Here is a 26,449-nt window from a genome sequence, read left to right on the forward strand (position 1 = left end):
TGTGGTCGACTACCCGAATGTAAGCGGTTTCGCACCTGCGGGACCCGAGGGGCCACGCAACGACGCGCAGGAAGGCACACCCATGCAGAGCACGACGAGACCACGTCGACGGGCCGCCCTCGCGGTCGGGGCGGGAGCGGCCCTCCTGCTGACCGCGGCCTGCGGTCAGCAGGAGAACATCGCCGAACAGAACGACGACGGCGAGGCAGCCGCCGGCGACGGCGCGACCATCCGATTCTCCTGGTGGGGCAACCCCGACCGCGCCCAGATGACCGAGGAGGCCGTCAGCGCTTTCGAGGAGGAGCACCCGGACATCACGGTCGAGACGGAGTTCACCGACTTCGACGCCTACTTCGACCGCCTCGCCACGGCCGTCGCGGCAGGTGACGAACCCGACGTCATCACGATGGGCGGTGCCTACCCACGCGAGTACGGATCCCGCGGCGTGCTGCTCGACCTCGGCGAGGTCTCGGACATCATCGACACCTCCGCCTACGACGAGGCCGCCCTGCAGAACGGCTACTTCGACGAGACCCAGTACGGGATCCCGACGGGCGTGAACAGCTTCGGCGTCGTCGCCAATCCGCAGGTCTTCGCCGACGCCGGCGTCGACATGCCGGACGACGACACGTGGTCGTGGGAGGACTACGCGCAGATCGCGACCGAGATCTCGGCCAGCACACCGGACGACGTCTACGGCGCCGAGGACCCGACGCAACCGGACACCCTCGACCTCTACGCCGACCAGCACACCGGGCAGGGCCTCTACACCGAGGACGGAGGCCTGGCGATCACTCCGGAGACGGTGACCGGGTGGTTCGACTACACGAGCGGCCTCATGGAGTCCGGCGCCACGCCGGAGGCATCCATCAGCTCCGAGCTCATGGGCCAGCCGAACCCCGAGCAGACCCTCATGGGGCAGGGGCGCGCGGGCATGATGTTCGCCTGGACGAACCAGCTCCAGGCGTTCGCCGACGCCTCCGGTGACGAACTCGTCATGCTGCGCGCCCCGGGCGAGACCACCGAGCAGGAGCCGGGCCAGTGGTTGCAGGCCTCGCAGCTGTACACGATCAGCGCCAATTCCGGCCACCCGGAGGCGGCCGCCGAGCTGGTCGACTTCCTCACCACCTCCACCGCCGCCGCCGACGCGATCGGCTCCGACCGCGGCGTCCCGGCGGTCTCCGAACTGCGCGAGCACCTCGAGCCGGAACTCGAGCCGGTCCAGCAGGAGGAGTTCGGCTACATCGACCGCATCAGCGAACTCATCGACGGCGATTTCGTCGTCGGACCGACCGGCTCGACCGAGTCCGTGCCGACCCTGCAGCGGATCAACGAGAACGTCCTCTTCGGCCGGACGAGCCCCGAAGAGGCGGGCCAGCAGTTCGTCGACGAGATGAACGCCGCCATCGACGCCGGCGGCTGATGCTCGACCGCAAGGCGCTCGTGCGGCGGCACACCGTCGTCGTCGACCGGATCGACCCGCGTTCGCCGCTCCAGGTGGGCAACGGCTCGCTCGCCTGCGGCGTCGACGTCACGGGGCTGCAGACGTTCCCGGAGGCGTACCCGGTCCCGGACACGTCCGGGGGCGAACCGGGCACCCTGCTCGGGACGTTCACCCAGTGGGCGTGGCACTCCACGCCGCCGCCGGAGGGCGGAGCGGCGTGGAGGGGCGGCGCGCCGGAGTTGCCGCGGCGGGTCTACCGCACCCGCCGCGGCGAGGTCGCGTACGTCGACGCCGAGCCCACCGGCCGGGACGACGCAGCCATGCCGGCGCACGTGCGGTGGCTGCGCGCGAACCCGCACCGGCTCGACCTCCTCCGGCTGGGCCTGATCCTCGACGGCACCACGCCGTCGATCACGGAGCTGGGACCGTGCCGGCAGGTACTGGACCTGTGGGCCGGCCGTCTCACCAGCGACGTCACCCTGGCGGGCCGGCGCCTGCGAGTGACGACGGCGTGCCACCCGGAGGCCGACGTCCTCGCCGTGCGGATCGAGCAGGTCGATCCGCCGTCGGAGGGCGCGCAGCTCGGCGTGCGGTTGGCCTTCCCGTACGGCTGCGAGGCGTGGGCCGGAGGCGCCGACTGGACCGCCCCGGAGAAGCATCGGACTCAGTTGGAGGCCGCGGGGAACGCCTCCGCCGTCGTTCTCTCGCGCTTCTTCGACGGCGCCGACCGGCCGCTCCACCGGGTTCGCGTGGCGGCGCCGGACGTGCGACGCGTCGGGCAGCACGCCGTGCTGGCGACGGGCCCGGGTTCGGTGCTGGACGTGGTGGTCGGTCTGGCGCAGGAGGAGCCGCCGGATCCGCTGCCGACGGTGACGCAGACGCTGGCCGCTGCGGCCGGCTACTGGAAGCGGTTCTGGACCACCGGCGCCGCACTCGACCTCTCCGGCAGCGCGGATCCGCGCGCGCCGGAGCTGGAACGCCGCGCGGTGCTGTCCCAATACCTGACCGCGATCCAGTGCTCCGGGTGCCTGCCACCGCAGGAGACCGGTCTGCTGGTCAACAGCTGGCGCGGCCGTTTCCACCTCGAGATGCACTACTGGCACGCGGCGCACTTCGCACTCTGGGGCCGGCCGGAGCTGCTGGAACCGAGCATGGAGTTCTACCGCGAGATCCTCCCCGTGGCCCGGGAGACGGCTCGCCAGCAGGGGTACGACGGCGCCCGGTGGCCGAAGCAGGTCGGCCCGGACGGCCAGGAGAGCCCGAGCCACATCGGACCGTTCCTGCTGTGGCAGCAGCCGCACGTCATCCACCTGGCCGAGCTGCTGCGCCGGGCCGGGACTCCGCGCGCCGTGGAGCGGTACGGCGATCTGGTCGAGGCCACGGCCCGGTTCATGGCCGACGTCGCAGAACCGACACCGGACGGCTTCGCGCTGGGGCCGCCGCTGGTTCCGGCGCAGGAGTCCTACGCCGAGGAGCGGCATCGCGTGACGAACCCGCCGTTCGAGCTCGCCTCCTGGTCATGGGCGTTGCGGGTGGCTCAGCAGTGGCGACGGCGCGCCGGCCTGGCACCGGAACCGCGCTGGACCGAGGTGGCGGACGGTATGGCGTCCCCGCTCGTGGCAGCCGGTCGGTACGCGGCCGTCGGGACCGTCCCCGACGACGGCGCGAGCGGGCCGCTCCGGCCGCGCACCGTGCGTGCGGACCACCCGTCGATGGTCTACGGGCTCGGCGTGGTCCCGGCCACCGGCGCGCTCGACCCCGAGATCGTCCGGGCCACGTTGCACGACGTCCTCGCCGACTGGGACTGGCCGAGCACGTGGGGCTGGGACTTCCCCGCCCTGGCGATGACGGCGACGCGGCTGGGCGAGCCGAGCACCGCGGTCGACCTCCTGCTCTCGGCGGCCGCGAAGAACACGTATCTGCCCAACGGACACAACTGGCAGAGCGAGACGTTGCCGGCCTACCTGCCCGGCAACGGCGGGTTGCTGACCGCGCTGGCCATGATGGCCGGCGGCTGGGACGGCGGTCCCGGGACGGCGGCGCCCGGGTTCCCGTCCGGCTGGTCCGTCCGTGCCGAGGGCTTCATCCCCGCGCCCTGATCTGCGCCGAACGGCGCGTCGACCAGCGCTGAGCGGGACCAGGCGGCCGACGGCCTGCGTAGGCTGGTGCGACCGCGCCACCGTCGAGGGAGAACCAGCGCCGTGACCACCCGCACCGACTCACCCGCGAAGCCCGCGCGCGTCTGGCCGGAGAACTTCGCCGATCCGGCCGTCCTGCACGCCGGCGGCGAGTGGTGGGCCTACGCCACGAACGGCCCGCGGGGAAACGCACCGGTGCTGCGTTCACCTGACCTGCGGACCTGGCGGCCGGTCGGAGACGCCTTGCCGGAGCTGCCCGGCTGGGCCGAGGAGGGCTTCACGTGGGCGCCGGAGGTCGCGGCCACCAGCACCGGTTACGTCATGTACTACACGGCGCGGGTCAGAAGCACGGGCCTGCAGGGGATCGGACGTGCGGTCGCCTCCCACCCTGCCGGGCCGTACCTCGACGACTCCGAGGAGCCGCTGATCTTCCAGGCGGACGAGGGCGGCTCCATCGACGCCACGCCGTTCACCGACACCGACGGCACGCGATATTTGTGGTGGAAGAACGACGGCAACGCGGTCGAGGAACGCACGTGGCTCTACGCCGCCACGCTCAGCGACGACGGTCTCGCGCTCTCCGGCTCGCCCACCCGGGTGGTAGGCAGCGACCTCGAGTGGGAGGGCGACCTCGTGGAGGGCCCCTTCCTGTTCCGCCGCGGCGCAACGCTCCACCTCTTCTACAGCGCGAACGGTTTCCGCTCGGCCGACTACGCCGTCGGCCACGCCGTCTGCGACGGACCGATGGGGCCGTGCCGGAAGACGCCGGATCCCGTACTGACCGGCAATCCGCTCATGGCCGGTCCGGGACACTGCGTGGTGGTCGAGCACGAGGGTCGCACCCTGATGATCCATCACGCCTGGCAGCCCGAGGACGTCGGCGTATGGGAGCAGGGCCGGCACATGTGGGTGACGGAGCTCGTCTGGGACGGTGACCGGCCGCGGGCCGTGGTACCCCTCAGTCGCTGAGCTCGGTCACCTGAGTGAGGACGGCCGAGCGGAACCGATCGTCCTCGGCCAGCTCGGCCGGGAAGATTTCGCGTATGCCGAGCAGCCGCTCCCCCAGGCGGCCCCCATCGGCTGCGGCCTCGGCCAGTGTCGGGGCGAGCGGGTCGTCCAGTTCCAGACCGTTCCTGCCCTCGGCGGCGCGGGCGACGAACACCATCCACGCGGCCACCGCGCGCGCGGCCCGGTGCGGCACAGCCGCCTGTGCGAGCCGGTCGCGTGCCGTGCCGAGCAACCGCACGGGAAGCTTCTGCGAGCCGTCCATGGCCACCTGGATGGTGGTGTGTCCGAGCGCCGGGTTCTCGAAACGGCCGAGGACGGAGTCGCGGTAGTCGGCCAGGTCCACGCCGGGAGGCGGCGTCAGCGTCGGGATGACGTCCTCGTCGATGAAGGCGCGGACCTCCTCGCCCAGCACCGGGTCGGTCACGGCCTCGGCGATGGTGCGGTGGCCCAGGACGGCCCCACGGTAGGCGAGGTAGGAGTGTGAGCCGTTGAGGATCCGCAGTTTGGCGTCCTCGAACGGCGCGACGTCGGAGGTCAGCGTGGCCCCCGCGCGTTCCCACGCCGGACGTGGGCCGGCGAACGCGTCCTCGATCACCCACTGCCGGAACGGCTCGGCGACCACGAGTCCGGCGTCGGTCAGTCCGGCGAGCGCCTCGGCCTCGGCGCGATCGGCGTCCGTGGTGGCCGGGACGATCCGGTCGACCATGGTCGAGGGGAAGGTGACATGGTCGTGCACCCAGTCGGCGACGTCGTCGGCGCCGGCGGCGGCCAGGAACTCCTGGACGAGGCCGGTGAGCATCGCGCCGTTGTGGACGATGTTGTCGCAGGTGACCACCGTGATGGGGGTGGCGTCCTGTCGCGCCCGGCGGGCCAGGCCGCGGGCGAGCATCCCGATCGGGCTGCCGGCAGCCCGATCGACGGCGCGTCCGCCCAGTTCGTCGGCCAACGCGGCGACGTCGGCGCGGACGCCGTCGTCGTCCAGGTCCAGGCCCGTGCCGGAGCGGCGGTAGCCCTTCTCCGTCACCGTGAGAGTGACGACGTGCGTGGCCGGATGGGCCAGCCGGGACAGCACGGCAGCGGTCTGCTCGCCCGGGAAGGAGATCTCGCGGACCGCTCCGACGATGCGCAGCTGCGCCGTCGGGGATCCGGCATCGTCGAGCCCCTTGGTGAGCACGCCGTAAAGACCGTCCTGCGGGGCGAGTTGCTCGGCCACGCGGGGCGAGCGCTGGGTGACGGCGTGGATGCCCCATCGGGTCTCGCCGCCGGCAGCCATGGCGTCCTCGGTGTACACCGCCTGATGCGCACGGTGGAACGCGCCGACGCCGAGGTGGACCAGCCCGGTGCCGAGGTCGCGCGGGTCGACGGCGGGACGCTGCACGTTCTCGGCGAGGTGCGGCAGCGTGGACAGGGACAAGCGGTGGGTCACATCGGCCTCCGGGTCGGACACTACAACGGGGGTCCGAACGCTGGTAGATTCTGCGAAAGCGTTTACATCCTAGTGACGACGACGCCACCGACGCCAACCGAGGAGTCCTGTTCCATGTCCGAAGCCTGGGTGCTGCACCCGGACCGTGCCCTGCCCGCAGGCGAGTTGCGGCCGCTCGCGAAGGAGATCTACGCCGCGACGGCCGGGTTGCCGCTGGTCTCGATGCACGGTCACGTCGACGTCGGCGTGTTCGCCCAGGATCGGCCGTTCCCGGACCCGGCCCAGCTCCTCGTGGTCCCGGACCACTACCTGGTCCGCATGGTGATCTCCCAGGGTCAGGTGTCCCTGCCGCAGATGGGGGTGGCGCCGGTCGACGCAAGCGCCGAGGTCGAGGTCGAGCAGGACCCGCGGGCGATCTGGCGGCGATTCTGCGAGCACTGGCACCTGTTCCGCGGCACGCCCACCCGGTACTGGCTCGAGCACGAGCTGGTCGAGGTGTTCGGGGTGACGCGCCGCCCGTCCGCCGAGAACGCCGACGATCTGTTCGACGAGCTGTCCGAGATCCTCCGGCGGCCCGAGTTCCGTCCGCGGGCCTTGTTCGAACGGTTCGGCCTGGAGATTATCGCCACCACCGACCCCGCCACGGCGGACCTCGCCCAGCACGCGTCCCTCGCGGCCGAGGGGTGGGGCGACCGCGTGGTGCCGACGTTCCGTCCCGACCCGTTGCTGCACGTCGACCGTGCGGACTGGCGCGGCCAGCTGGGCGCGCTCTCGGAGGTCTCCGGCGTCGACGCCGGTGACTACGAGGGGTACCTGGCCGCGCTTCGGCAACGCCGCCGGGCGTTCGTCGAGGCGGGCGCACGCGCCACGGACCACGGCCACCTGCTGACCGACACGACGCAGCTTCCGGCCCGGGAGGCGGCGCGCATCTTCCGTGCCGCCCTGACGGGCGAGGCCACGGCGGCCGAGGCGCAGGCGTTCAGCGGGCACATGCTCTTCGAGATGGCCCGGATGTCCACCGAGGACGGCCTGGTGATGCAGCTGCACCCCGGCTCGCTGCGCGATCACGACGCCGGCCTGGCGCGAGCCTTCGGGCACGACAAGGGTTACGACATCCCGATCGGCACCGAGTACACCCGTTCGCTGCGGCCGCTGCTGGAGGCGTTCGGCCACCATCCGAACTTCCGCTTCATCGTCTTCACGCTCGACGAGACGACGTTCTCCCGCGAGCTCGCCCCGCTGGCGGGCGTCTACCCCGCGATGAAGCTCGGCGCGCCGTGGTGGTTCCTCGACTCCCCCGACGGCATGCGCCGCTACCGCGAGGCCGTCACCGAGACCGCCGGGTTCTACAACACCAGCGGGTTCGTCGACGACACTCGCGCCTATCCCTCCATCCCGGCCCGGTTCGACCTCAACCGGCGCGTCGACGCCGGATACCTCGCGCGGCTCGTCGCCGAGCACCGGCTGGAGATGGACGAGGCGATCGAGACGGCCGTCGACCTCGCCTACCACATCCCGAAGGCGGCCTACCCGCCGGTGCGGGTGCCGGCCGTCGCCGGCTGAGGTCCGCGAGGTCGCGGCGTCGCAGCCTCAGCCGATGGCGGCCTCGACCTCCTCCCGGAACTGGGCAGCGGCCTCCTCGGGCGTCAGCCGTCCGAACAGGACCTCGGAGTTGTACCGCTTGAGGATGTCCTGGGTCTCCCCCGAGCCCACGGGCGGGACCGGCGGACTGTCGACGATCTCGTCCTCGAGGTCTGCCAGGAACTCGGCACCCCGCTGGTCCGGCTCGGGCAGCATCGGCGTGATCTGCTCGCGCACGTCCAGGTTCGCCGGAAGGCCGCGGTCGGCGAGAATGACCTCGCCGGCTTCGACGGAGTTGTTCATCCAGTCGATGAACATCGCGGCTTCCTCGGGGTGCTCGGTGGTCGCGGACATCGAGACGTACATGCCGGGCTTGTAATACATGCCGGGTCGTTCCTCGGTGCTCTCGCCGGGCCAACGCAGGAGCTCGAGTGATTCGCCGGAGGCGTCCTCCAGGGTCGCGAGCTGGTTCGACCACCAGATGCCGACAGCGGCCTGTCCCTGACCGAACAGCGTGACCTCGGGTGCGGCATCGACCTGTTCGCTGCTCAGGCTCGCCGGAGTCTGGCCGCCGCTGGCCTGCAGGTTGAGCGCGATGTTCCAGTATTCGACGAGGAGCTCGTCCTCGTATCCGAGCTCACCGTCCGCCGTGTACAGCGACTGGCCGTGCTGCCGGGCGAAGACATTGAACCCGGCCTCGTTGGACCCGTGATCGACCAGGCCGTAGACGTCCTCGCCGCTGTCGCCGACGGCGGTCATCGCCTCCTGGTACTCCTCCCAGCTCCACGTCGTGTCGTCAGGCATCTCAACCCCGGCGTCCTCGAACACCCGCGGGTTGGCCAGGACCGAGTACACGTTGACGCCGTTGACGAGGCCGTAGAGTCCGCCGTCGGCCTCGCCGCTGGCGAGGATGGTGTCATCGATCGCATCGGTCGCGATGTCGTACTGGGAGAGGTCGGCGAGCACACCGCGACTGGAGTACTCGCGGAGGTAGCGCTCTTCCTGGTGCATGATGTCCGGCGTGTCCCCACCGGCGACGGCGGTGGCCAGCTTGTCCCAGTACGAGGACCAGTCCGTGAAGTCGGGGACGATGTCGATGTTCGGGTGTTCCTCCTCGAACATCTCGATGAGTTCCTGGTTGGCCTCGTGGCGAAAGTCCGAGCCCCACCAGGCGTAGCGCAGGGTGATCTGCTCGTCGCCGCCTTCCCCCTGGGCGCCGTCGCCGTCTGCGGCCTGCTCGGCCATGTTCTCTGACTGCCCGCAGGCCGCGGTGACGGCCAGGGCCAACGCGGCCCCGGCGGCCGGGACGAGGCGTCGCACGGTTCGGCTCATGATCTCCAAGACCTCTCTGTCCGGTGATGCGTGGCTATGTGTTGGTGCCGAGGGACGCCTGCCGCCACGCCGTCGAGCGGGCGCCGCACGGTGGTCGTCGCCGTCCTTCTCGCGAAGGTCGGGATTGGGGGTCGGTTGGAGGGAACGTCGGTTCAGGGGCACCAGGTGCCGAGAGAGCTATTTGATGCCGGTGGTCGCAATCCCCTTCACGAGGTACTTCTGACCGAAGAGGAAGACGAAGAACACCGGGATGAGGGAAACGATCGACATGGCGAAGAGCGCTCCCCATGACGACTGCCCGGTGGAGTCCACGAACGTGTTCAGGGCGATCGGCACGGTGTAGTTGTCGGGCTGGGTGAGGAAGATCAGTTGGGAGAAGAAGTCGTTCCAGGTCCAGATGAAGGTGAAGATGGCCGTCGTCGCCAGCGCCGGAAGCGAGAGCGGCAGCATGACCTGGAAGAAGATCCGGCCGTGTCCCGCGCCGTCGATTCGAGCGGCCTCGTCGAGCTCACGCGGAATGCCCCGGAAGAACTGGACCATGAGAAAGACGAAGAAGGCGTCCGTGGCGAGGAACTTCGGCACCACGAGGGGCAAGAAGGTGTTGATCCACCCGAGTTCGGAGAAGAGCACGTACTGCGGGACGATGATCACGTGGATCGGGAGCATGATCGAAATGAGCATGATCGCGAACCACAGTCCGCGGAAGCGGAAGTTCAGCCGCGCGAACGCGTAGGCGGCCATCGCGCAGGAGATGAGGTTTCCCAGCACCGCGCCGAGCACGATGATCGCCGAATTGAGCAGGTAGTGCGAGAACGGGTGCAGCAGCGCTGTCCACCCGCTCGCGTAGTTCGACAGGTCCAGGGCGGAGGGGATCAGGCCGGGTTCGCGGAAGATGAGATCGTTCGGCTTGAACGAGGACGCGAGCATCCACAGCAACGGGTAGAGCATCCCGAACCCCGCCGCGACGAGGATGAGGTGCTTGACCCCGGAGCGTAGCCAGACCCACCGTGACGGCGGCCTGCCCGGCATCGAGGCCGCGATCTCACTCAGGCTCTCGCCGCGGCTCTCGCGCGTGGCCGGCGACTTCTCCGGCGTCGCCTCGCGGGTGATGGGGTCAGTCATTGTAGAAAACCCAATACTTCGAGGCGAAGAAGTTGATCGCCGTCAGCGCGGCGATGATGACCAGCAGGACCCACGCCATGGCGGAGGCGTACCCCATGTCGAAGCTGCGGAATCCCTGCTGGTACAGGTACAGCGTGTAGAACAGCGTCGAATCGGCCGGGCCGCCCGTTCCACCCGAGACCACAAATGCCTGAGTGAAGGCCTGGAACGCTCCGATGATCTGCAGGACGAGGTTGAAGAAGATGATCGGCGTCAGCAGCGGGATCGTGATGGAGAAGAACTGGCGGAGCTTTCCCGCACCGTCGATAGCGGCCGCCTCGTAGTACATCGACGGAATCTGGCGCAGGCCGGCCAGGAAGATGATCATGGGCGCGCCGAAGGTCCACACGTTGAGGATGATCAGGGTGCTGAGCGCGTAGTCCGGGTGCGAGACCCAGCCCTGCCCCTGGATACCGAACAGCGCGAGAACCTGGTTGATCAGTCCGTTCGTCCCGAAGACCTGACGCCACAGGATGGCGATCGCAACCGAGGCGCCGAGCAACGAAGGCAGGTAGAACACCGAGCGGTACAGCGCCAGGCCGCGCAGCCCGCGATCCAGGACCACGGCGAGCAGGAGCGCCAGGACGAGCTGGAGGGGAACCGAGACGCCCACGTAGGTGAAGGTCACCCGCAGCGAGTTCATCAGGCGCGGGTCGTCGAGCATCGCCCGGTAGTTCTCCAGGCCGATCCACCCCGGATCGGTCAGCAGGTCGTAGTCGGTGAAGGACAGGTAGAGCGACGCCACCAGCGGGCCCGCCGTGATGAGGAAGAGCCCCACGAACCACGGCGCCAGGAAGAAGACCGCCGCCTTGCCGTCGCCACGTTCGGACGGTGCCGGCGACCGCCGCCCCTTCCCGTTCCTCAGGCGGGAGAGCTCCGCGAGCGCCGTCATCGCCGGGCCGTCCTGCTCCGACGGGCCTCGACCCCCGGCCGGGTACACCGCCGCGAACCACTCCGTGGGGTGGCGGGGGAGCGCTTCATGCGTCCTCCTCGGCTGATCGTCGTTGATGGCCGGGTGCGCCGCACCCCGCCCGAAGGAAAGCGTTTCCACTATGACCACGCCCTGGCGCCACGTCAAGCATCTTCCGGACCGACTTGGTGCAGTCGTCGACAGGGCAGGTCAGGATGCCGTTTCCGGCCGAAGCGGGCACTTACGGAGGCGAGCGACCCGAGCCCACACGACCGGCGGGTCACGGAACCGCGGCCACCCAGGCGGAAACGCTTACTGGGATTGGACGAAAGCGACGGCAGACGTCCCGAAATCTCTCGCTTGACAGCCGAACTCAACCGGGAAACGCTTACCGCATGCAAGCGACGGACGACGGCGACGGCCGGCTTCGCGTCGCCGTCGTCGGCGCCATGGGCTTCGGCGCCTTCCACCTGCGCGCCCTGCAGGACCTGACCGACACCGCGGTCCTGACCGCCGTCGTCGATCCGCGACCGGCCGCCGGTGAGGTCCTCGAGATGCTCGGCCGGGCACCGCAGTACGCGTCCTTGACCGATCTGCTCGCCGAGCAGCGGCCGGACATCGTGGTGATCGCCAGTCCGATCCCCACCCACGCACCGCTCGCCGAAGAGGCCATGCGGGCCGGGTGCCACCTCCTCCTGGAAAAGCCCCCGACGGCGTCCCTCGCGGAGTACGAGAACCTGCTCGCCGTCGCGCAGGAGACCGGCCGGGTGGTCCAGGTCGGGTTCCAGGCCGACGGCTCGAGTGCCTACGACGCGATCGCCGCCGCAGTCGCGGCCGGTGAGATCGGGGAGGTCCGCGGCGTCGGGGCGGTCGGGACCTGGGTTCGCGCGACGAGCTACTTCGCACGGGCGCCGTGGGCGGGTCGGCGGCGTCTGGACGGCGTCGACGTCGTGGACGGCGTGGTCACCAACCCGCTCGCTCATGCCGTCCAGGCCGCGTTGCGGCTGGCTGGAGCGCGCCGCGCCGAGGACGTGGCGGCTGTCGAGGCCGAGCTCTTCCGGGCCAACGACATCGAGGCGGACGACACGTCCTCGATCCGCATCATCACCGCGACCGCCCTCCCGGTTGCTGTCGGCCTGACGCTCTGCGCGGCGGCGCACTCCGAGCCGCGGGTGATCGTGCACGGTTCGGCGGGCCGCATCGTGTACTGGTACAAGACCGACCGGATCGAGATCTCCACCGCGCGCGGGTCCCGCTCGCTCACCGCGACGTCCACGGGTGCGTTGGCCGACCTCGTGGCGCACCTGCGCGGCGACACGGCCGAGCCGGCGAGCCCGCTCACGCACGCGGGGGCGTTCATGCGGGTGATGGAGGCGGTGCGCACGGCACCGGAACCGGCGACGATCCCCGCCCGGTTGACGACCTGGCACGAGGACGAGGTGGGTCGGCACGTCGTCGTCGACGACGTCGAGGCGTGGTGTGAACGTGTGGCGGAGTCGCTGCGCACCTTCACCACGCTCGGTGCGCCGTGGGCACCTCGGCACAGCACGCTCGCCACGCTGCGCCTGAGTGAGACGACCGGTGCACCCGAGGTGGCGCGGTACGTGGACGGCGCCGGGACGTCAGCGCTCGACAGTCCCCGTCCGCACCTGCACCCGGTACGGACCACCGCGGGCGTGCTGGTCAGCGCCGTCGCTCCGGCGGACCACACCTGGCACGCCGGGGTCGGGATGGCGGTTCAGGATGTCGGCGGCCACAACCTGTGGGGCGGCCGGACGTACGTGCGCGGCAGCGGATACATGTGGCGCGACGACCACGGGCGCATCACCCACGAGCAGTGGCGCGCCACGCCCGGACAGGCGCATCCGACCGAGTCCGGTGACGAGCACGGTGAGCATCGCGACGGCGGGTACATGGAGGCCGAGCTCGCGTGGCGCGGACACGACGGCTCGGTCCTGCTGACCGAGATCCGCACCCTCACGTGGGGCCCGGAGGAGCGCGGCTGGCGGCTCGAGTGGACGTCGGCGCTGACGAACGCCACCACCGACACGCTCGCCCTCGGCTCACCCGGCTCGAACGGCCGGGTCGGTGGTGGCTACGGCGGCTTCTTCTGGCGTCTGCCGGCGTGCTCCGACGTCGATGTGCGCACCGCGCAGGCCCGGGGAGAGGAAGCGGTGCACGGCACCGTGGCGCCGTGGCTCGCCTGGTCCGCGACGACGGCGGAGGGCGACGTCACCCTCGTGATCACCAGCGACGACGGCGACCCGTGGTTCGTCCGGGTGGCGGGCTACCCGGGATTCGGATCGTCGCTGGCGTGGTCCGAGGCGATCCAGCTCGCGCCGGCGACGTCGATCTCGCGCCGGTTCCGGATCTTCATCGCCGACGGCCGCCTCACAGACGATGAGGCGGCCGAGGTCGCCGCTCGCCTCTGAGCGCACCTCCGCCCCCACCACCCCACCGCCGAGAGCGGAAACCTGCGTCAAAAGCGGTTGTCTGAACATCCGCTTTTGACGCAGATGTCCGCTCTCGGTGGGCTACAGCTCGACGCCGAGCCCGAGCTGCTCGACCTCCACCGGATCGCCGGTGCTGATCGAGGCGTTGGCGGCGATGCCGACGGCGACGGCGCGCACCCCGTCGACGTATCCGGCCCGGCGGCCCAGCGGGTCTTCGGAGGGGCCGTGGAAGATGTCGTTCAGGAGGATCGCGTCGCCACCGCCGTGGGAGCCGACGCCCATCGGAATCTCCACCTCACGGGCGCGCTCCCAGTGCCGCTGGACCACGAGCCGCTCCCCCTTCGGGCGAACCGCGTCGGCATCCTGCGCCTCTCGGGCGCTCGGGTCGAGCACCGACCGACCTTGGGCGTCGACCTCGACCGACCCGCGCTCGACCACCTCGAGCTCGGCGCGACCACGCGTACCGTTCACGGTGACGCGATATCCCTCCCACGGCGCGTGCGCGTTGAGTGAGTAGGTCAGCAGCGCGCCGCGGCGGTAGTCCACGAGGACCGCCATGTTGTCCTCGATGGTGACCCCGGGCGCGAAGACGTCCTGGTCGCGCAGGTACCCGTCATGCTGCTCGGACTCCAGGTACAGGCGGCGCAACGACTCGTCGCGCGACATGTCCAGCGACCACCGGTCCCCCGGCATCGCCTCACGCCCGCGGGCCGGCCGCGGGCCCGCCTCGGCGCGACCGGCGCCGTCGTCGCCGTAGAAGGCGCGCCGGCCGCGCGCGTAGACGCGGGTCGGGGTGTCGGCGAGCCACCAGTTGACGAGGTCGAAGTGGTGCGAGGACTTGTGGACGAGCAGGCCGCCGGAGCCGGCCTTGTCCCGGTGCCACCGCCGGAAGTAGTCCGCCCCGTGCACCGTGTCCAGCGCCCACTCGAAGTGCACCGACGTGACCTCGCCGAGCTCCCCGGAGGCGATGACCTCCTTGAGCGAGGAGTTCCGGGGCGAGTAGCGGTAGTTGAACGTCATCACGAGGTCTCGGCCGCTCCAGTCCACGGCCTCGGTGATGCGGCGGCACCCCTCGGCGTCGATCGTCAGGGGCTTCTCGACCACGACGTCGGCACCGGCCAGCAGGGCGCGGGAGACCAGGTCGGCGTGAGTGTGGTCCGGGGAGGTGACGACGACGGCGTCCACCGACTCCTCTCGGATCATCACCTCCAACCGGTCCGGTGTGTACCGCGGCAGTGGCCCGAGTCCGGCCTCGGCGATGACACCGTCGTAGAAATCGATGCGGCCCGGATTGGTGTCGCACCAGGCGACAAGGTCGGCGACATCCGCGTGATCGCCGATCATGGCGCGGACGTACATCCCGGCGCGGTGGCCGGTCCCGGCGACGGCGTAGCGGCGGACGGACGACTTCGTCATCGGCGTGCTCCTCAGCTGGGTGAAAGCGCTTACGCCCAGCATGCCAGATGCACCGGCCGGGTCGGCCGCCCGGTCGCTGTCAGGGCCACGCTTCAGTCGAGGAACCCTTGATCTGTCAGCCACTCTTCGGCCACGTCGTCAGCCGACCGGCCTTCGATGTCGACTTGCGCGTTCAGTTCGGCCATGGTCTCGTTGTCCAGCGCCTCGGCGATCGGCGTGAGGATCTCGGCGATCTCCGGATACTCCTCGTCCGTCTCTGCCCGCACCGTCGGGGAGGCGTTGTAGATGGGGAAGAAGCTCCGGTCGTCCTCGAGCACTGTGAGGTCGAACGCAGCGATGCGGGCGTCGGTGGCGAAGACCTCGCCGACGTTGCAGGTCCCGCCGTCGCGCAGCTCGGTATAGATGATGGCCTCGCCGACGGTGCTGATGTTCCCGTCCGGCAGGTCCTGGAGGTCGTACGTCTCGAGCACGCCGGGCAGCCCGTCGTCCCGGGCGGCGAACTCGGACTCCACGCACAACGTGAGCGCCTCCGGATTGTCCTGAAGCAGTGCGGTCAGATCGGACATGGAGGACAGCCCGAGATCCTGCGCCGTCTCCGTGCTCGCTGCCAGAGCGTAGGCGTTGTTGATCGGTGAGCGCGCCAGCCACGCCACCCCGTTCTCCTCGAGGTCGGCCTCTGCGACGGCGTCGAACTGCTGCTGCGGGTCGGCGATCGGCTCGGTCTCGCCCAGGTAGGTGATCCACCCGGTTCCGGTGTACTCCCAGTAGAGATCGATGTCGCCTGAGGTCAGCGCCGTGCGTACGTTGGCGCTGGACTCGATGCCGGTCTGGTCCTCCACGTTCGCCCCGGCGTTCTCCAGCGCGAGCATCGTCATGTGACCGAGAATGATGCTCTCCGCGAAGCTCTTCGAGCCGATGGTGAGGTCGGCGCCTGCGAGCGGGCCCTCGCCGTCACCCCCGCCCGTGTCGCTGCACGCCGTGAGCAGCAGGCTTGCCGTGACCGCGGTCGCCAGGGTGAGACGGGAACGTGAACGCATGAGTGCTTCCTTCTTTCCGGTGGGCAGTGGTCAGCGGACCGAGAGGCCGCGAGGCGTGAGCAGGTCTTCGGCGATCCAGCCGACCCAGTCGGCCATCAGGGCGAGGGTCACGCTCATGACGGCACCGACGAGGATGACCGAGGTGCGCGAGACGTCGATGCCGGTGAGCAGGATCCCTCCGAGGCCGCCCGCGTCGACGAAGATCGCGATGACGCCGTACGAGACGATCAGGGTCAGGGCGGTACGAGCCCCGGCGGCGATGACAGGCACCGCGAGCGGGAGTTCGATGCGCACGAGTACGGTCCACGGGCTCATGCCGACGCCGTGCGCCGCCTCCAGTCGGGCGGGATCGATGCTGAGCAGTGCGGTGACGGTATTGGTCAGCACCACGAGGGTGGCACCGATGACCAGGCCGGCCACGGCGACGCCGAAGCCCAACCCGAACAGGATCGCCAGCACGACGAGGAGACCCACTTTGGGCACCGCCTGCCCGAGGTTGCCCAGGGCGGTCACCACGGGAATGAGCCAACGCGCGCGGCGTCGGGTGACGAGAATGCCGACCGGGACCGCGATGGCGAGGACGATGCCGAAGGCCACCAGGCTCAGTCGCAGATGTTCGACGAGCGCACCGGAGAGGTTCCCGGCCGTCAACACACGCGCTTCGATGGAATCGAGGTCGCGAGTCGCGACCCACGCGGCCGTCAGTGCACAGAGCACAGCCAGCGCCGTCGGGCGAACGGCGTAGTTCGTCCACCTCGCGCCTACGCCCCGGGACCGCGGTGGACGCGTCGGTTCGGCCGTCATGGCGTCAGCGCTCACGAGGACCGGTCCCCCGCCGTCGGATGCGATCCCTGGTGGCCGCGTTCCACCGCCGACAGCAGAGTCGCCATGGTGAGCGACCCGAGCACGCCGCCGGCACCGTCCGTGACGAGCAGCGGACGATCCGGCGCGATCAACAACCGGTCGAGGGCGGTGTGCAGACTCTCGTCGGCGCGCAGGGCCAGCAGGTCGTGCGCCTGATCGACGGGAGGATCCAGCGGGATCTCGTCGATCCGGCGAAGGCTGAGGCCGCGGATGTGCGCGCCGGCACCGACGAACCGTTCGACGAACTCGTCGGCGGGCGCGTTGAGCAGGCGCTCCGGCCGGTCGAATTGAGCGATTCGGGCCCCGTCCTGGAGCACGGCAATACGGTCACCGAGCTTGACGGCTTCATCGATGTCGTGCGTGACGAACACGATCGTCTTGTGGAGGTCGGCCTGGATGCGCAGCAGCTCGTCCTGCAACGTCGCCCGCGCAATCGGGTCCACGGCACCAAACGGCTCGTCCATGAGCAGCACCGGCGGGTCGGCGGCAAGTGCCCGCGCGACGCCGACCCGCTGCTGCTGTCCGCCGGAGAGCTGCTGCGGATACTGCGCCCGGTACGTGGCCGGGTCGAGTCCGACCATCTCGAGGAGCTCGTCACTGCGACGTGCGATGCGCTTCTTGTCCCACCCCAGCAGGGTGGGCACAATCCCGACGTTGTCGGCCACGGTCATGTGCGGGAAGAGGCCACCAGCCTGGATGACGTACCCGATCCGGCGACGCAGCCCAGTCACCTCGATCTGCGTGACGTCGTCACCGCCGACCTCGATCCGGCCCGCCGTCGGTTCGATGATGCGGTTGATCATCTTCAACGTCGTCGTCTTGCCGCACCCGGACGGCCCGACGAGGACGACCATCTCACCGTCGGCGATGTCCATCGAGATGCGATCGACCGCGGGTGCGTTCTGGCCGGGGTACCGCTTGGTGAGGTCACGGAGGCGAATCATGGGGTCAGCCACGGCGCACCTCGGGGATGGTGACGCGGCGAACCAGGCCGAAGCAGAGATCGAGCAGGAGGGCGAGCACGAGGACTCCTAACGTGCCGGAGAGTGCGAGGTTGAGGGAGTTGGGGCCACCGAAGGTCGACATGCCGCGGAAGACGAGCTGACCGAACCCGGGGCCGTTGACGTACGCGGCGACCGTGGCGATGCCGAGCGTGAGCTGGGTCGAGGTGCGGATACCGGCGAGAATCACCGGCCAGGCCAGGGGTAGCTCGACACGCAGCAGGCTGGAGCGCCGCCCCATCCCCACGCCGGCTGCGGCCTCGAGGACCGCTGGCTCGTTGGTGCGCAGCGCCACGGTCGTGTTCCGCACGATGGGCAGCAGGGCGTAGAGAGTCAGGGCGACCACCACAGGGGTGAAGCCGAGGCCGAACGGCGGGATGAGCAGCCCGAGCAGGGCGAACGACGGGATCATGAGGATGATTGACGTCGAACTCACCGCGAGCGAGGCGCCAAGTCGGCTGCGGTAGGTGACGACGGCGAGGAGCACGCCGAGGACGGCGGCACACAGCACGCTGAGGGCGACGATCGCAACATGGCCGAGCGCGGCCTCCAGCAGGTCCTCCCACCGCTCGATGACGAAAGTGACGAACTCGGTCATCGCAACCCGGGGTCGAGGACGGCGCCGAGACCCGGTGTACGAGGCACCGGCAAGCAGCCGTCGGCGTCGATACGCAACGGTTCGGCGAGCATGAAGTCCCGCCGCTCCGGCGTCCACGCCGGCGGGTCGTACGGGTACTCGAGGTAGGGCGCCGCACCGACCCCGGCAGCGACGTGGAGGTTCGCGAGCAGGCCGATGCCGTTGCTCCACGTGTGCGGGGTGAAGGCCCGGTTGCGCAGGCGGGCGAGCTCGGCGAGCTGTCGGGCCCGGTGCATGCCGGCAGCCAGGACGACGTCGTTCTGGTAGACGTCGTAGGCGTCTGCCTCGAGAAGGGCGAGGGAGTCGGCGAAGGTCTGCGCCATCTCCCCACCGGCGATCCGGACGCCTGTGGTGCGCCGGAGGTCCTGCAACCCTTTGTGGTCGTTGCCGTGGAGCGGCTCCTCGAGCCAGAGGACGTCCAGCTCGCGCAGTTGCTCGGCGATCCGGCGGGCGGTGACGACGTCGATCGACCGTGTGGTGTCGCCCGGGGGCCGCCACGCCTGGTTGAGGTCGACCATGAGGTCGAGGTCGTGTCCGACGGCGTCACGGACAGCACGGACGGCCGCCACGCCGTCGGCTGCGGCTCGCGGATCGATGCGGATCTTCATGGCCCGGAACCCCTCGTCACGAAGCGCGACGGCGGATTCCGCCCGGGCCTGTGGACTCTTCAGTTCCCCGCACGAGGCGTACACGGGCAGGCGATCGACATCGCCACCGAACAGCGTGGCGACAGGCTGGCCGCAGACCTGGCCGACGATGTCCCACAGCGCGACCTCGACAGGCCAGTACCGGCCGGCGTGGAAATTGATCGACTCGATCGTCTCCACGTGTCGGACCATGCGGAGCGGATCCTCACCGATGAAGTGGTGCGCATGCGCGTCGAACCCGGCCATGGTGTCGCCGGAGCCGATGCCCGTCAGGCCTTCGTCGGTCTCGACGAACACGAGCGTCGCACCGAAGGACGTCCGGGGGACCGGATCCCACGCGGCGTCGAACGGTGGGTCGAGTTCCCGCTCGACGTGCTGAATCCGGATATCGGTGATCTTCACGCTGGGCGTCTTCCTCCTGCTCTCGCTCGTCGTCCGTACGCGTTCCATGCGCCACTCCGCGGCGGTTCGCCGAGGGCGGGCAAGCCGCCATCCGCCGGCTCCTGGACGCGTCCTGTCACACGTCGTGATGCTCGCGGGACGCCGTGCATCCGCCAGCCACCAGTTGCTGTTCGCGCTGCCTAGCGAACCAAAGAGTTGCGCTGTGTGCAACTAGCGATCGCATGAGCGCAACAGAGGACTCATCGGTGTGGATAGCATGGGCCAGGTGAGCAACGCGTCATCAGAGTCGGCAGCGACGCAGGTGGGCCGGCCGAGCGCCGGACTGGGCCGGGATGTCGACCTGCTACGCGCACTCGCCTCCCCGGAGGCTCGTCGAGCCGGGGGGTTGGGCGTGAATCGGCTTGCTGAGATCACCGGTCGCGAGAAAAGCCAGGTATCTCGGGCGTTGCGGGCGCTGGCGTCAGTCGGTTTCGTCGCTCGAGACCCGGAAACCCGGCGGTACGCCATCGGGTGGCAACTCATCGCGCTGACGGCCGGGAGCCCGGAGATGCACATGCTCGAGGAGGCTCGGGGACCGATGGACGACCTGCTCTCGGAGTTGGATGAGTCGGTCCACCTGTGTGTGCTCTACGGCACGGACGTCATGACGCTGATCACACAGTTCCCGCACGGCCGGCGTGCTCCGGGTCTGACGGCTCCCGTCGTTCCGGCTTATCAGACGTCGGCCGGTCGGGTACTGCTCAGCGATCACTCCGAGGCTCAGCTCGCCGCAAAGTTCGCCGGCACCGACTTCTCGATCGCCGGACCGACGGCCCGGGTGCGGAACGTGGCAGACCTCGCTGACACGATCCGCGACGTTCGTGAGACCGGCTACGCCACGGTGGACGAAGAGCTCCGGAGCGGTGTGGTCGGCGCGTCCGCCCCGGTCCGCGACCACACCGGACAAGTGCGAGCAGCGTTGAACGTCAGCGCACAGAAGTCTCGTGTGACCGATCTCGACACAATGGGTCGAACCACGGCCAGGGCGGCGCGTCGCCTGTCGCACGCCCTCGGATGGGTCGACAGCCCCCTCGAGGCACTCGGCCTCAGCTGACCTGGTCGCCTCACACCGCCGGGATCGCAGACCGGCCGCTGCTACGGTGCCGACCGACAGCGAAAGGACGGGCGAGGATGGACGGACCGGAGCGATGAGCCCTCGAGGTGCGCGTCCGTCGTCGTCCGCCTCGGACGAGCGAGCCGCGACGTTGAGCCAGGTGGCCCACGAGGCAGGCGTCTCGCTGGCCACGGCGTCTCGCGCCATCAACGGCAGCCCGGACCGGGTGGTGGGCGAGGATCTGCGCCGCCGGGTATTGGAGGCCGCCGCCCGTTTGGACTACTCGCCGGACGCGAATGCCCAGGCGATGGCGCGGGGCCGCACGGCCACCATCGGTCTGATCGTCCATGACATCGCCGACCCCTACTTCTCCACCATCGCCGCCGGCGTCTCGGCAGCCGCGGACGAGGAGCACCTGGCCGTCACGCTCGCCAACACCCAGCATGATCCGGCCCGTGAGCTGGCGTTCGTCCGGACGCTGCAGCAGCAACGGGCGCGCGCGATCATCCTCGCCGGCGGCCGGCAGGACGATGCGCGCGCGAACGAGGCGCTGCAGGCAGCGTTGGCCGGGTACCAGCATCGGGGCGGCACGGTGGCTCTGATCGGCCAGCCGGTGCTCGGCGTCTCCACCGTCCGGGCGGACAACGGTCGCGGCGCCGCCGCACTGGCGAACGCCCTCCTCGACCTGGGCTACCGCCGTTTCGGCATCCTGTCCGGTCCGGACAGGCACCTGACGGCGCGGGAACGACTCGAGGGTTTTATCGGGGCCCTGGACGCGGCCGGAGTCACGCCGGATGCCGTCGTGGCCAGCGCCTTCACTCGCGACGGCGGGCACGGAGCGCTCGCCGAACTGCGCGAACGGGCCCCCGAGGCGGAGGTGGTCTGGGCGGTCAACGACGTCATGGCGCTCGGTGCGATGACGGCGGCCCGCGAGGCGGGCCTGTCCGTGCCGGATGATCTGGCCTTCGCCGGTTTCGACGACATCTCCACGTTGCGCGACGTCGCGCCGCCGCTGACGACGGTGCATCTGCCGCTCGAGGAGATGGGACGCCTGGCCACGCCGCTGGCACTCGACGTCGACGGTGGCGTGCGGGAGGTGACCGTCTCCGGCGAGGTGGTGGTGCGCGCATCCACTCCGCGACGGTGAATCCTCTGGCCGCGAGGCTTGGTCACTTCAAGCCGGTGGTCGCCATACCTCGAACGAGATACTTCTGCGCCGCGATGAAGAATCCAAAGATCGGCCCCAACGACAGCACTGACATCGCAAAGAGCGCACCCCACGAAGAGCCACTCTCAGCGTCCATAAACGCCCGGAGCCCTAGAGGAACCGTGTACATCTCAGGGTTTGCCAAGTAGATGAGCGGGGTGAGGAAATCGTTCCACGTCCAGATGAACGTGAAGATCGCCGTCGTCGCCAATGCTGGCGTGGTCAACGGGAGAATGATTCGCCAATAGATCCCGAAGAAGCCGCAACCATCGAGCCTTGCGGCTTCGTCCAGCTCCGTGGGGAGCGACCGAATAAACTGGACCATCAAAAAAATAAAGAACGCATCTGTTGCAAGCAACTTTGGCACAATCAGCGGCATAAACGTATTCAGCCATCCGATTTCCGAAAACAGGATGTACTGAGGGATCAACGTGACGTGCGTAGGGAGCATCAAAGTTCCCAGCATGACTGCGAACCAAAGGTTCCTAAGTGGAAACCTCAGCCGAGCAAAGGCAAAGCCTGCTAGCGAGCAAGCAACCAGGTTGCCCACAATACACGCCGCGACCACGATAAACGAGTTGAGGTAGAAGGTCGAGAACGGCACCTGCAGAGCACGCCACCCCAGAGAGTAGTTCTCGAGGGTGACGTCACTCGGGATGATGCTTGGATCACTGAAGATCTGCTCTTCCGGCTTGAACGAGCTCGACACCATCCACAGCAGCGGGTACAACATTACTAAGCCCACCAGGATGAGCACCACGTGCCTTCGCGCGCTACGGCCACGACTGCGCGAGCTCACCGAAAAGGAATTCGCGGGAGGTGCTTGTACGCTATTCGTCTGCATAGAAGACCCAGAACCTTGAGGAGAGGAAGTTTATCGCGGTAAATATCGCAACCACGGCGAGCAATACCCACGCCATAGCAGACGCATACCCCATACGGAAGCTCGTGAATCCTTCCTGATAGAGATATAGTGTATAGAAAAGCGTCGAATCCACTGGCCCGCCCAGCCCGTCACTGATCACGTACGCGGGCGTGAACGCCTGGAACGCATTGATCACTTGCAGGATCAGGTTGAAGAAGATGACGGGGCTGAGCAACGGAAGAGTAATACGGAAGAACTGACGAATCCGCCCCGCCCCGTCAACGGCTGCGGCTTCGTAATACATCGCCGGGATCTGGCGTAGTCCAGCCAAGAAGATCACCATCGGCGCACCGAACTGCCAGACGGCCAATGCCACGAGCGTGTATACAGCAGTACCCGGACTTCCGATCCAGTTTGGCGCGTCATCGACTCCGATGAGGCCGAGGAACTGGTTCACCAGTCCGTTCGCACCAAAGACCTGGCGCCATAACAGGGCGATCGCCACGGAGCCGCCCAGTAATGAGGGCAAGTAGAACACGGAACGATAGAACCGCATCCCTCGCACCCCTCGGTCCAGAGCCATAGCCAAAGCGAGAGCGAACGTCAGTTGCAGCGGCACAGAGACGACGACATAGGTAAGAGTGACCTTGACGGAGGCGATGTACCGTGCGTCGGCGGTGAACATACGCACGTAGTTGTCAAAGCCCACCCACTCCGGGGACCCCAGCGGATTCCACGATGTGAAGGACAAGTAGAGCGATGCCGCCATCGGACCCGCGACGATGAGGGCGAGCCCGGTGAACCACGGTAGGAGGAACAGGTAGCCGGCGACACCTTCGCTGACACGACGCTTGCTGGGACGGCGAGCTTCTACCAGCGCCGTTGCCGGGCCGCCAGCGGTCGGATACTCCACCGCCGGCAATTTCGCCTTCTTTGAGTCGCCAGCGGCCCGGGGCTTCTTCGTTGAGGGCGGGGACAACTTACGACTCCACTGCAGCAGACGCTTCAGTCATGAATGTCTCCACGGCATCGTCAAGAGACATCCGTCCATAGGCGTACTCGTAGTAGATGCGTTGGTATGCGTCGACGAAATCGCCCCAACCGACCGGGAGTAGCGGCGTGATCTCCGCATCGAGCTCTTGAACCGTCTCCAGATGCTCGAACGACCGAATCTCGGTGTCATCGACTTCATCCCTGACGATGTCCGCAGCCGACGGTGAGGCTGGAACTCCGCGGGTCGCCAATTGTGCCCGGGCAGCGCTCTCATCGTTTACCAGAAAGTTGATGAGGTCCGCCGCCACGTCCGGGTGCTCCGAACTACTGGTAATGCTCCACGCGAGGCCGGCGCGCCAAACCTGTCCCGGCGTGCCGTTCGGCCCGAACGGATACGTCGTAATGTCAAGCTCGTCGTCTGTCAGGCCGACAAAGTTGGTGAACTGACTCGACGTAGTCCAGTCCATCGCTGCGTAATCCTGGATTACTCCTGAGTTCTCTGGATTTAGACCGAATTCGGTCTGCATATCTGGTGGAACGACCGCGCCCTGCTCCTGGAGCTCACCCCACATTTGCCACCAATCGTGAAGATCGTCGCTCTCAAATCCCAGCTCCGCAGCCTGCGCAGGACCATTGAAGAGTGTCTTGCCGCGCTGTGCCAAGAACGTCTGAAATGCCTCGTATGAGCTGCCGCCATCCTCGCTGCCGTAGTAGGCGTCGCCTCCGGCCTCAGAGATCGCATTGACGATTTCTCGATAGTCACTCCAGGACCATTCCGTGGGCAACGGGTCTATGCCTAGCTCGTCGAACTTGGTGACGTTGTAGATGAGGCCATGAGCGTCGACTCCCGGAGGCACACCGTAAAGAGTCCCGTCGAGGGTTTGCCGATCGAGAAGTTCTTGGTCCCAACCGTCAATGTCGATCTGCTCGCCGACGTAGGGCTCGAGATCCAGAAGCACATCGCTCGATGCATACTCAGCCAGCGTTTGGCCGGACATCTGGATGATGTCGGGCGCATTGCCACCCGCAACTTGGGTGGTCAGCCTGTCCCAGAAATTCGTTGATGTCGTAAACTCCACCTGGATATCGACCTCGGGGTGCTGTTCGCGGTAGAGATCGAGCGCCTCTTCTGTCCGTTGCGTCCGATCATCGGACCCCGACCACGCGATGCGTAGTGATGCGCTCTCGCTGTCGCCATCGCTCTGCCCTCCTTCGGAGGGCCCGCAGGCTGTAAGTCCCAGCGCGAGAACTCCAGCCGTCGCGACCCAGGTCACTCTCCGACGCTTCCATGGTGAAACGGTCATTGTTGTCTCCTCCTTGAGACGATGTCTCCGTGCTTGGCTTGGCTCGGCCGGGCTAACGCTCTCGCTCCGACCCGGCCTCGGGCCCTTATGAGAGCCGCGCGAGATGTCGCCGCGCGTCGGCGAGGTTCCCCTCAAGGGCTCGCAGCAGACCGTCCCCGGTCTCTTCGGGCGTTCGGTTGGACACGGTGTACGGGTCTGCTGCGACCTGTTCGGCGATGGTTACCTCCCAGTCATCAGGTAGTCCGGATCTCCCCGCCATCGACGCAGCCAGCGATCCCGCAACACAGGCGCGACCATCGGTGTCCCTGCCGAGATTGACCGCCGCGACAACCGACTCGAACGGATCGCCGTCACACAAGTAGAGGCACGCAAGGGCGGTTCCCAACGTCTCGACAGGCCACAGAATCGTTCGGCCCTTGTACTCGTCGTCGAGGAGACTTCGGAGTTCCCGCCAGTCACTCCCCGGCGCCCGATACTCCAGGATGTGTTGGACCTCTGCCTGGGGCTTTGGGGATAGCCGGGCCAACGCAGCGTCAATGACGCCCGAGACACATGCGTCGTTGCTCAGTCCCTCAGCGAGTCCGGCTGCAACGGCCGAAGCAATCTCGAGCGCGTAGTTCCCATTGACGCCGCTCTGGTCCTTGAGGCGACCGACATCGAGCGCATCTTGCGCCGCGGCTTCGGGGTTCCCGGCATTGACGACACCTATCGGAGCCATCATGGCGGTCACTCCCCATGCGCCCGGGAAGTACGCAAACTTCCCGATCTCCCAAGGCGGGATTCCGGCACGAACCGAGTAGTAGATGACCTGGTCCTGGCCGCCCAGCAAGATCCCAAATTTGTCAGGGTCGATGTCGCGAGCCCACACGCGTGCCACATCTTCGACAGTGACCCGGTTCCCCTTCTCGATCACGGCCGTAGCGCTCAGACGATGGCGCTCGTGCCCGTCCTCACTCATTCCCGGTGGGCGATCGTGAACGGTGTACACGTTCGGGTAGCCGCGAAGTACCGGCAGATTGGGTCGCTGGTCCCGCCACTTGTTGGGCTGGGGCAGCATCTCTGTGACCAGTCCGTACTGCTCCTCGATCTCCGTCCAATCCATGATTTCGGTGACATCGCCCATTGAGTGGCCGACCGTCGCTGCTACCTCGACCGCGATGATGCGGTCGCGTAGCACGCGACGCTGAGCCTCTTCGAGGACGGTCTCCGAGACGCCTTCGCGCTCGTTCGTCGGCGCGAACTTGCCAGTGGTGATGGGGCCGGCCTCCCAGCCGCTTTGGACATCCATGGCGCGACGGTATTCCGCATGTGGGATGCCCGTCAATAGTTGTCGGCTGGAGGTACAGAACGCTGCCACAGCGCGAATGCGGCGATTCTTGACCAGCGGAAGCATGTGGAATACCGTATGCACCGCTCCACATCCCGCGCTGTGCACGATCACGAGAGGACGGACGCATGCCGACGTTGTTTGACAAGGTCTTTGGGGTCGAGGCGGCGACCACGATCGCCAACTCCATGGGCGATGTGGTC

The 26,449-nt window shown here is 68.2% G+C and carries 21 protein-coding genes; 7 read left to right on the forward strand and 14 right to left on the reverse strand.

The window, feature by feature from the left end:
- Window positions 1-82: 82 nt before the first annotated feature.
- From ACFSE6_RS07150 to ACFSE6_RS07160, 3 genes are all read left to right on the forward strand, one after another.
- On the forward strand, window positions 83-1,423 hold the full coding sequence (locus tag ACFSE6_RS07150; RefSeq protein WP_388004225.1) for an ABC transporter substrate-binding protein: 1,341 nt from the start codon (window positions 83-85) through the stop codon (window positions 1,421-1,423).
- Window positions 1,423-3,543, forward strand: coding sequence for a hypothetical protein (locus ACFSE6_RS07155; protein ID WP_388004228.1), 2,121 nt, complete (start codon window positions 1,423-1,425; stop codon window positions 3,541-3,543). Before ACFSE6_RS07150 ends, ACFSE6_RS07155 begins: the two co-directional genes overlap by 1 nt.
- A 102-nt stretch (window positions 3,544-3,645) precedes the next feature.
- A complete protein-coding gene (locus ACFSE6_RS07160) occupies window positions 3,646-4,551 on the forward strand; it encodes a glycoside hydrolase family 43 protein (protein WP_388004231.1) in 906 nt (301 codons plus the stop codon).
- Here ACFSE6_RS07160 and ACFSE6_RS07165 read toward each other — a convergent pair.
- Complete coding sequence (locus tag ACFSE6_RS07165; RefSeq protein ID WP_388004234.1) at window positions 4,541-6,016, reverse strand: mannitol dehydrogenase family protein; 1,476 nt, start codon at window positions 6,014-6,016, stop codon at window positions 4,541-4,543. The genes ACFSE6_RS07160 and ACFSE6_RS07165 overlap by 11 nt on opposite strands.
- 114 nt (window positions 6,017-6,130) lie before the next feature.
- On the opposite strand from ACFSE6_RS07165, the gene uxaC reads away from it, so the two are divergent.
- Window positions 6,131-7,579 (forward strand): glucuronate isomerase, encoded by a 1,449-nt coding sequence (uxaC, locus tag ACFSE6_RS07170; RefSeq protein ID WP_388004237.1) that lies wholly within the window; start codon window positions 6,131-6,133, stop codon window positions 7,577-7,579.
- Between the two features lie 27 nt (window positions 7,580-7,606).
- On the opposite strand, the gene ACFSE6_RS07175 is transcribed toward uxaC, so the two are convergent.
- The 3 genes from ACFSE6_RS07175 to ACFSE6_RS07185 all read right to left on the reverse strand — a co-directional run bounded on the left by ACFSE6_RS07175 (window position 7,607) and on the right by ACFSE6_RS07185 (window position 10,982).
- Entirely contained in the window at window positions 7,607-8,929 is a 1,323-nt protein-coding gene (locus ACFSE6_RS07175) for an ABC transporter substrate-binding protein (protein WP_388004240.1), read from the reverse strand.
- 177 nt (window positions 8,930-9,106) lie between these two features.
- Window positions 9,107-10,051 (reverse strand): carbohydrate ABC transporter permease, encoded by a 945-nt coding sequence (locus ACFSE6_RS07180; protein WP_388004243.1) that lies wholly within the window; start codon window positions 10,049-10,051, stop codon window positions 9,107-9,109.
- Complete coding sequence (locus ACFSE6_RS07185; RefSeq protein WP_388004246.1) at window positions 10,044-10,982, reverse strand: carbohydrate ABC transporter permease; 939 nt, start codon at window positions 10,980-10,982, stop codon at window positions 10,044-10,046. The genes ACFSE6_RS07180 and ACFSE6_RS07185 overlap by 8 nt, the downstream gene beginning before the upstream one ends.
- A gap of 413 nt (window positions 10,983-11,395) precedes the next feature.
- Between ACFSE6_RS07185 and ACFSE6_RS07190 the strand changes: the two genes are divergently transcribed.
- On the forward strand, window positions 11,396-13,432 hold the full coding sequence (locus ACFSE6_RS07190) for a DUF6807 family protein (protein ID WP_388004249.1): 2,037 nt from the start codon (window positions 11,396-11,398) through the stop codon (window positions 13,430-13,432).
- 102 nt (window positions 13,433-13,534) lie between these two features.
- On the opposite strand, the gene ACFSE6_RS07195 is transcribed toward ACFSE6_RS07190, so the two are convergent.
- The 6 genes from ACFSE6_RS07195 to ACFSE6_RS07220 all read right to left on the reverse strand — a co-directional run bounded on the left by ACFSE6_RS07195 (window position 13,535) and on the right by ACFSE6_RS07220 (window position 19,457).
- Entirely contained in the window at window positions 13,535-14,869 is a 1,335-nt protein-coding gene (locus ACFSE6_RS07195; RefSeq protein WP_388004252.1) for a Gfo/Idh/MocA family protein, read from the reverse strand.
- A gap of 92 nt (window positions 14,870-14,961) precedes the next feature.
- Window positions 14,962-15,906 (reverse strand): glycine betaine ABC transporter substrate-binding protein, encoded by a 945-nt coding sequence (locus ACFSE6_RS07200; protein ID WP_388004255.1) that lies wholly within the window; start codon window positions 15,904-15,906, stop codon window positions 14,962-14,964.
- Between the two features lie 30 nt (window positions 15,907-15,936).
- The gene (locus tag ACFSE6_RS07205) at window positions 15,937-16,725 is read right to left on the reverse strand and encodes an ABC transporter permease (protein WP_388004258.1); all 789 of its coding nucleotides are present in this window, start codon (window positions 16,723-16,725) and stop codon (window positions 15,937-15,939) included.
- Window positions 16,722-17,714: an ABC transporter ATP-binding protein gene (locus ACFSE6_RS07210; protein ID WP_388005001.1), complete on the reverse strand. Its 993-nt coding sequence runs from the start codon at window positions 17,712-17,714 to the stop codon at window positions 16,722-16,724. Before ACFSE6_RS07210 ends, ACFSE6_RS07205 begins: the two co-directional genes overlap by 4 nt.
- Window positions 17,715-17,718: 4 nt before the next feature.
- A complete protein-coding gene (locus ACFSE6_RS07215; RefSeq protein WP_388004261.1) occupies window positions 17,719-18,369 on the reverse strand; it encodes an ABC transporter permease in 651 nt (216 codons plus the stop codon).
- Window positions 18,366-19,457 (reverse strand): mandelate racemase/muconate lactonizing enzyme family protein, encoded by a 1,092-nt coding sequence (locus ACFSE6_RS07220; RefSeq protein WP_388004264.1) that lies wholly within the window; start codon window positions 19,455-19,457, stop codon window positions 18,366-18,368. The genes ACFSE6_RS07215 and ACFSE6_RS07220 overlap by 4 nt, the downstream gene beginning before the upstream one ends.
- Before the next feature lie 265 nt (window positions 19,458-19,722).
- On the opposite strand from ACFSE6_RS07220, the gene ACFSE6_RS07225 reads away from it, so the two are divergent.
- Both ACFSE6_RS07225 and ACFSE6_RS07230 read left to right on the forward strand, forming a co-directional pair.
- A complete protein-coding gene (locus ACFSE6_RS07225; protein WP_388004267.1) occupies window positions 19,723-20,550 on the forward strand; it encodes an IclR family transcriptional regulator in 828 nt (275 codons plus the stop codon).
- Between the two features lie 94 nt (window positions 20,551-20,644).
- Window positions 20,645-21,697, forward strand: coding sequence for a LacI family DNA-binding transcriptional regulator (locus tag ACFSE6_RS07230; protein ID WP_388004271.1), 1,053 nt, complete (start codon window positions 20,645-20,647; stop codon window positions 21,695-21,697).
- 22 nt (window positions 21,698-21,719) lie between these two features.
- Here the strand turns inward: ACFSE6_RS07230 and ACFSE6_RS07235 are convergent, their stop codons facing one another.
- The 4 genes from ACFSE6_RS07235 to ACFSE6_RS07250 form a co-directional block, all read right to left on the reverse strand.
- Window positions 21,720-22,601 (reverse strand): carbohydrate ABC transporter permease, encoded by an 882-nt coding sequence (locus tag ACFSE6_RS07235; protein ID WP_388004274.1) that lies wholly within the window; start codon window positions 22,599-22,601, stop codon window positions 21,720-21,722.
- Window positions 22,588-23,535, reverse strand: a complete 948-nt coding sequence (locus ACFSE6_RS07240; protein ID WP_388004277.1) for a carbohydrate ABC transporter permease — start codon at window positions 23,533-23,535, stop codon at window positions 22,588-22,590. The genes ACFSE6_RS07235 and ACFSE6_RS07240 overlap by 14 nt, the downstream gene beginning before the upstream one ends.
- A 67-nt stretch (window positions 23,536-23,602) precedes the next feature.
- The gene (locus ACFSE6_RS07245) at window positions 23,603-24,889 is read right to left on the reverse strand and encodes an ABC transporter substrate-binding protein (RefSeq protein ID WP_388004280.1); all 1,287 of its coding nucleotides are present in this window, start codon (window positions 24,887-24,889) and stop codon (window positions 23,603-23,605) included.
- Between the two features lie 115 nt (window positions 24,890-25,004).
- Window positions 25,005-26,207, reverse strand: a complete 1,203-nt coding sequence (locus ACFSE6_RS07250; RefSeq protein ID WP_388004283.1) for an ADP-ribosylglycohydrolase family protein — start codon at window positions 26,205-26,207, stop codon at window positions 25,005-25,007.
- Window positions 26,208-26,449: the final 242 nt, after the last annotated feature.

The organism is Georgenia deserti (assembly GCF_042680605.1).
Taxonomy (GTDB): Bacteria; Actinomycetota; Actinomycetes; order Actinomycetales; family Actinomycetaceae; genus Allobogoriella; species Allobogoriella deserti.

What these genes read in the sequence shown, in the direction of transcription:
- ACFSE6_RS07175 (WP_388004240.1), bottom strand. Translation starts at nt 8,929, where the DNA reads ATGAGCCGAACCGTGCGACGCCTCGTCCCGGCCGCCGGGGCCGCGTTG.
- ACFSE6_RS07185 (WP_388004246.1), bottom strand. Translation starts at nt 10,982, where the DNA reads ATGACGGCGCTCGCGGAGCTCTCCCGCCTGAGGAACGGGAAGGGGCGG.
- ACFSE6_RS07200 (WP_388004255.1), bottom strand. Translation starts at nt 15,906, where the DNA reads ATGCGTTCACGTTCCCGTCTCACCCTGGCGACCGCGGTCACGGCAAGC.
- ACFSE6_RS07250 (WP_388004283.1), bottom strand. Translation starts at nt 26,207, where the DNA reads ATGGATGTCCAAAGCGGCTGGGAGGCCGGCCCCATCACCACTGGCAAG.
- ACFSE6_RS07155 (WP_388004228.1), top strand. Translation starts at nt 1,423, where the DNA reads ATGCTCGACCGCAAGGCGCTCGTGCGGCGGCACACCGTCGTCGTCGAC.
- uxaC (WP_388004237.1), top strand. Translation starts at nt 6,131, where the DNA reads ATGTCCGAAGCCTGGGTGCTGCACCCGGACCGTGCCCTGCCCGCAGGC.
- ACFSE6_RS07215 (WP_388004261.1), bottom strand. Translation starts at nt 18,369, where the DNA reads ATGACCGAGTTCGTCACTTTCGTCATCGAGCGGTGGGAGGACCTGCTG.
- ACFSE6_RS07210 (WP_388005001.1), bottom strand. Translation starts at nt 17,714, where the DNA reads ATGATTCGCCTCCGTGACCTCACCAAGCGGTACCCCGGCCAGAACGCA.
- ACFSE6_RS07230 (WP_388004271.1), top strand. Translation starts at nt 20,645, where the DNA reads ATGAGCCCTCGAGGTGCGCGTCCGTCGTCGTCCGCCTCGGACGAGCGA.
- ACFSE6_RS07190 (WP_388004249.1), top strand. Translation starts at nt 11,396, where the DNA reads ATGCAAGCGACGGACGACGGCGACGGCCGGCTTCGCGTCGCCGTCGTC.
- ACFSE6_RS07235 (WP_388004274.1), bottom strand. Translation starts at nt 22,601, where the DNA reads ATGCAGACGAATAGCGTACAAGCACCTCCCGCGAATTCCTTTTCGGTG.
- ACFSE6_RS07150 (WP_388004225.1), top strand. Translation starts at nt 83, where the DNA reads ATGCAGAGCACGACGAGACCACGTCGACGGGCCGCCCTCGCGGTCGGG.
- ACFSE6_RS07180 (WP_388004243.1), bottom strand. Translation starts at nt 10,051, where the DNA reads ATGACTGACCCCATCACCCGCGAGGCGACGCCGGAGAAGTCGCCGGCC.
- ACFSE6_RS07195 (WP_388004252.1), bottom strand. Translation starts at nt 14,869, where the DNA reads ATGACGAAGTCGTCCGTCCGCCGCTACGCCGTCGCCGGGACCGGCCAC.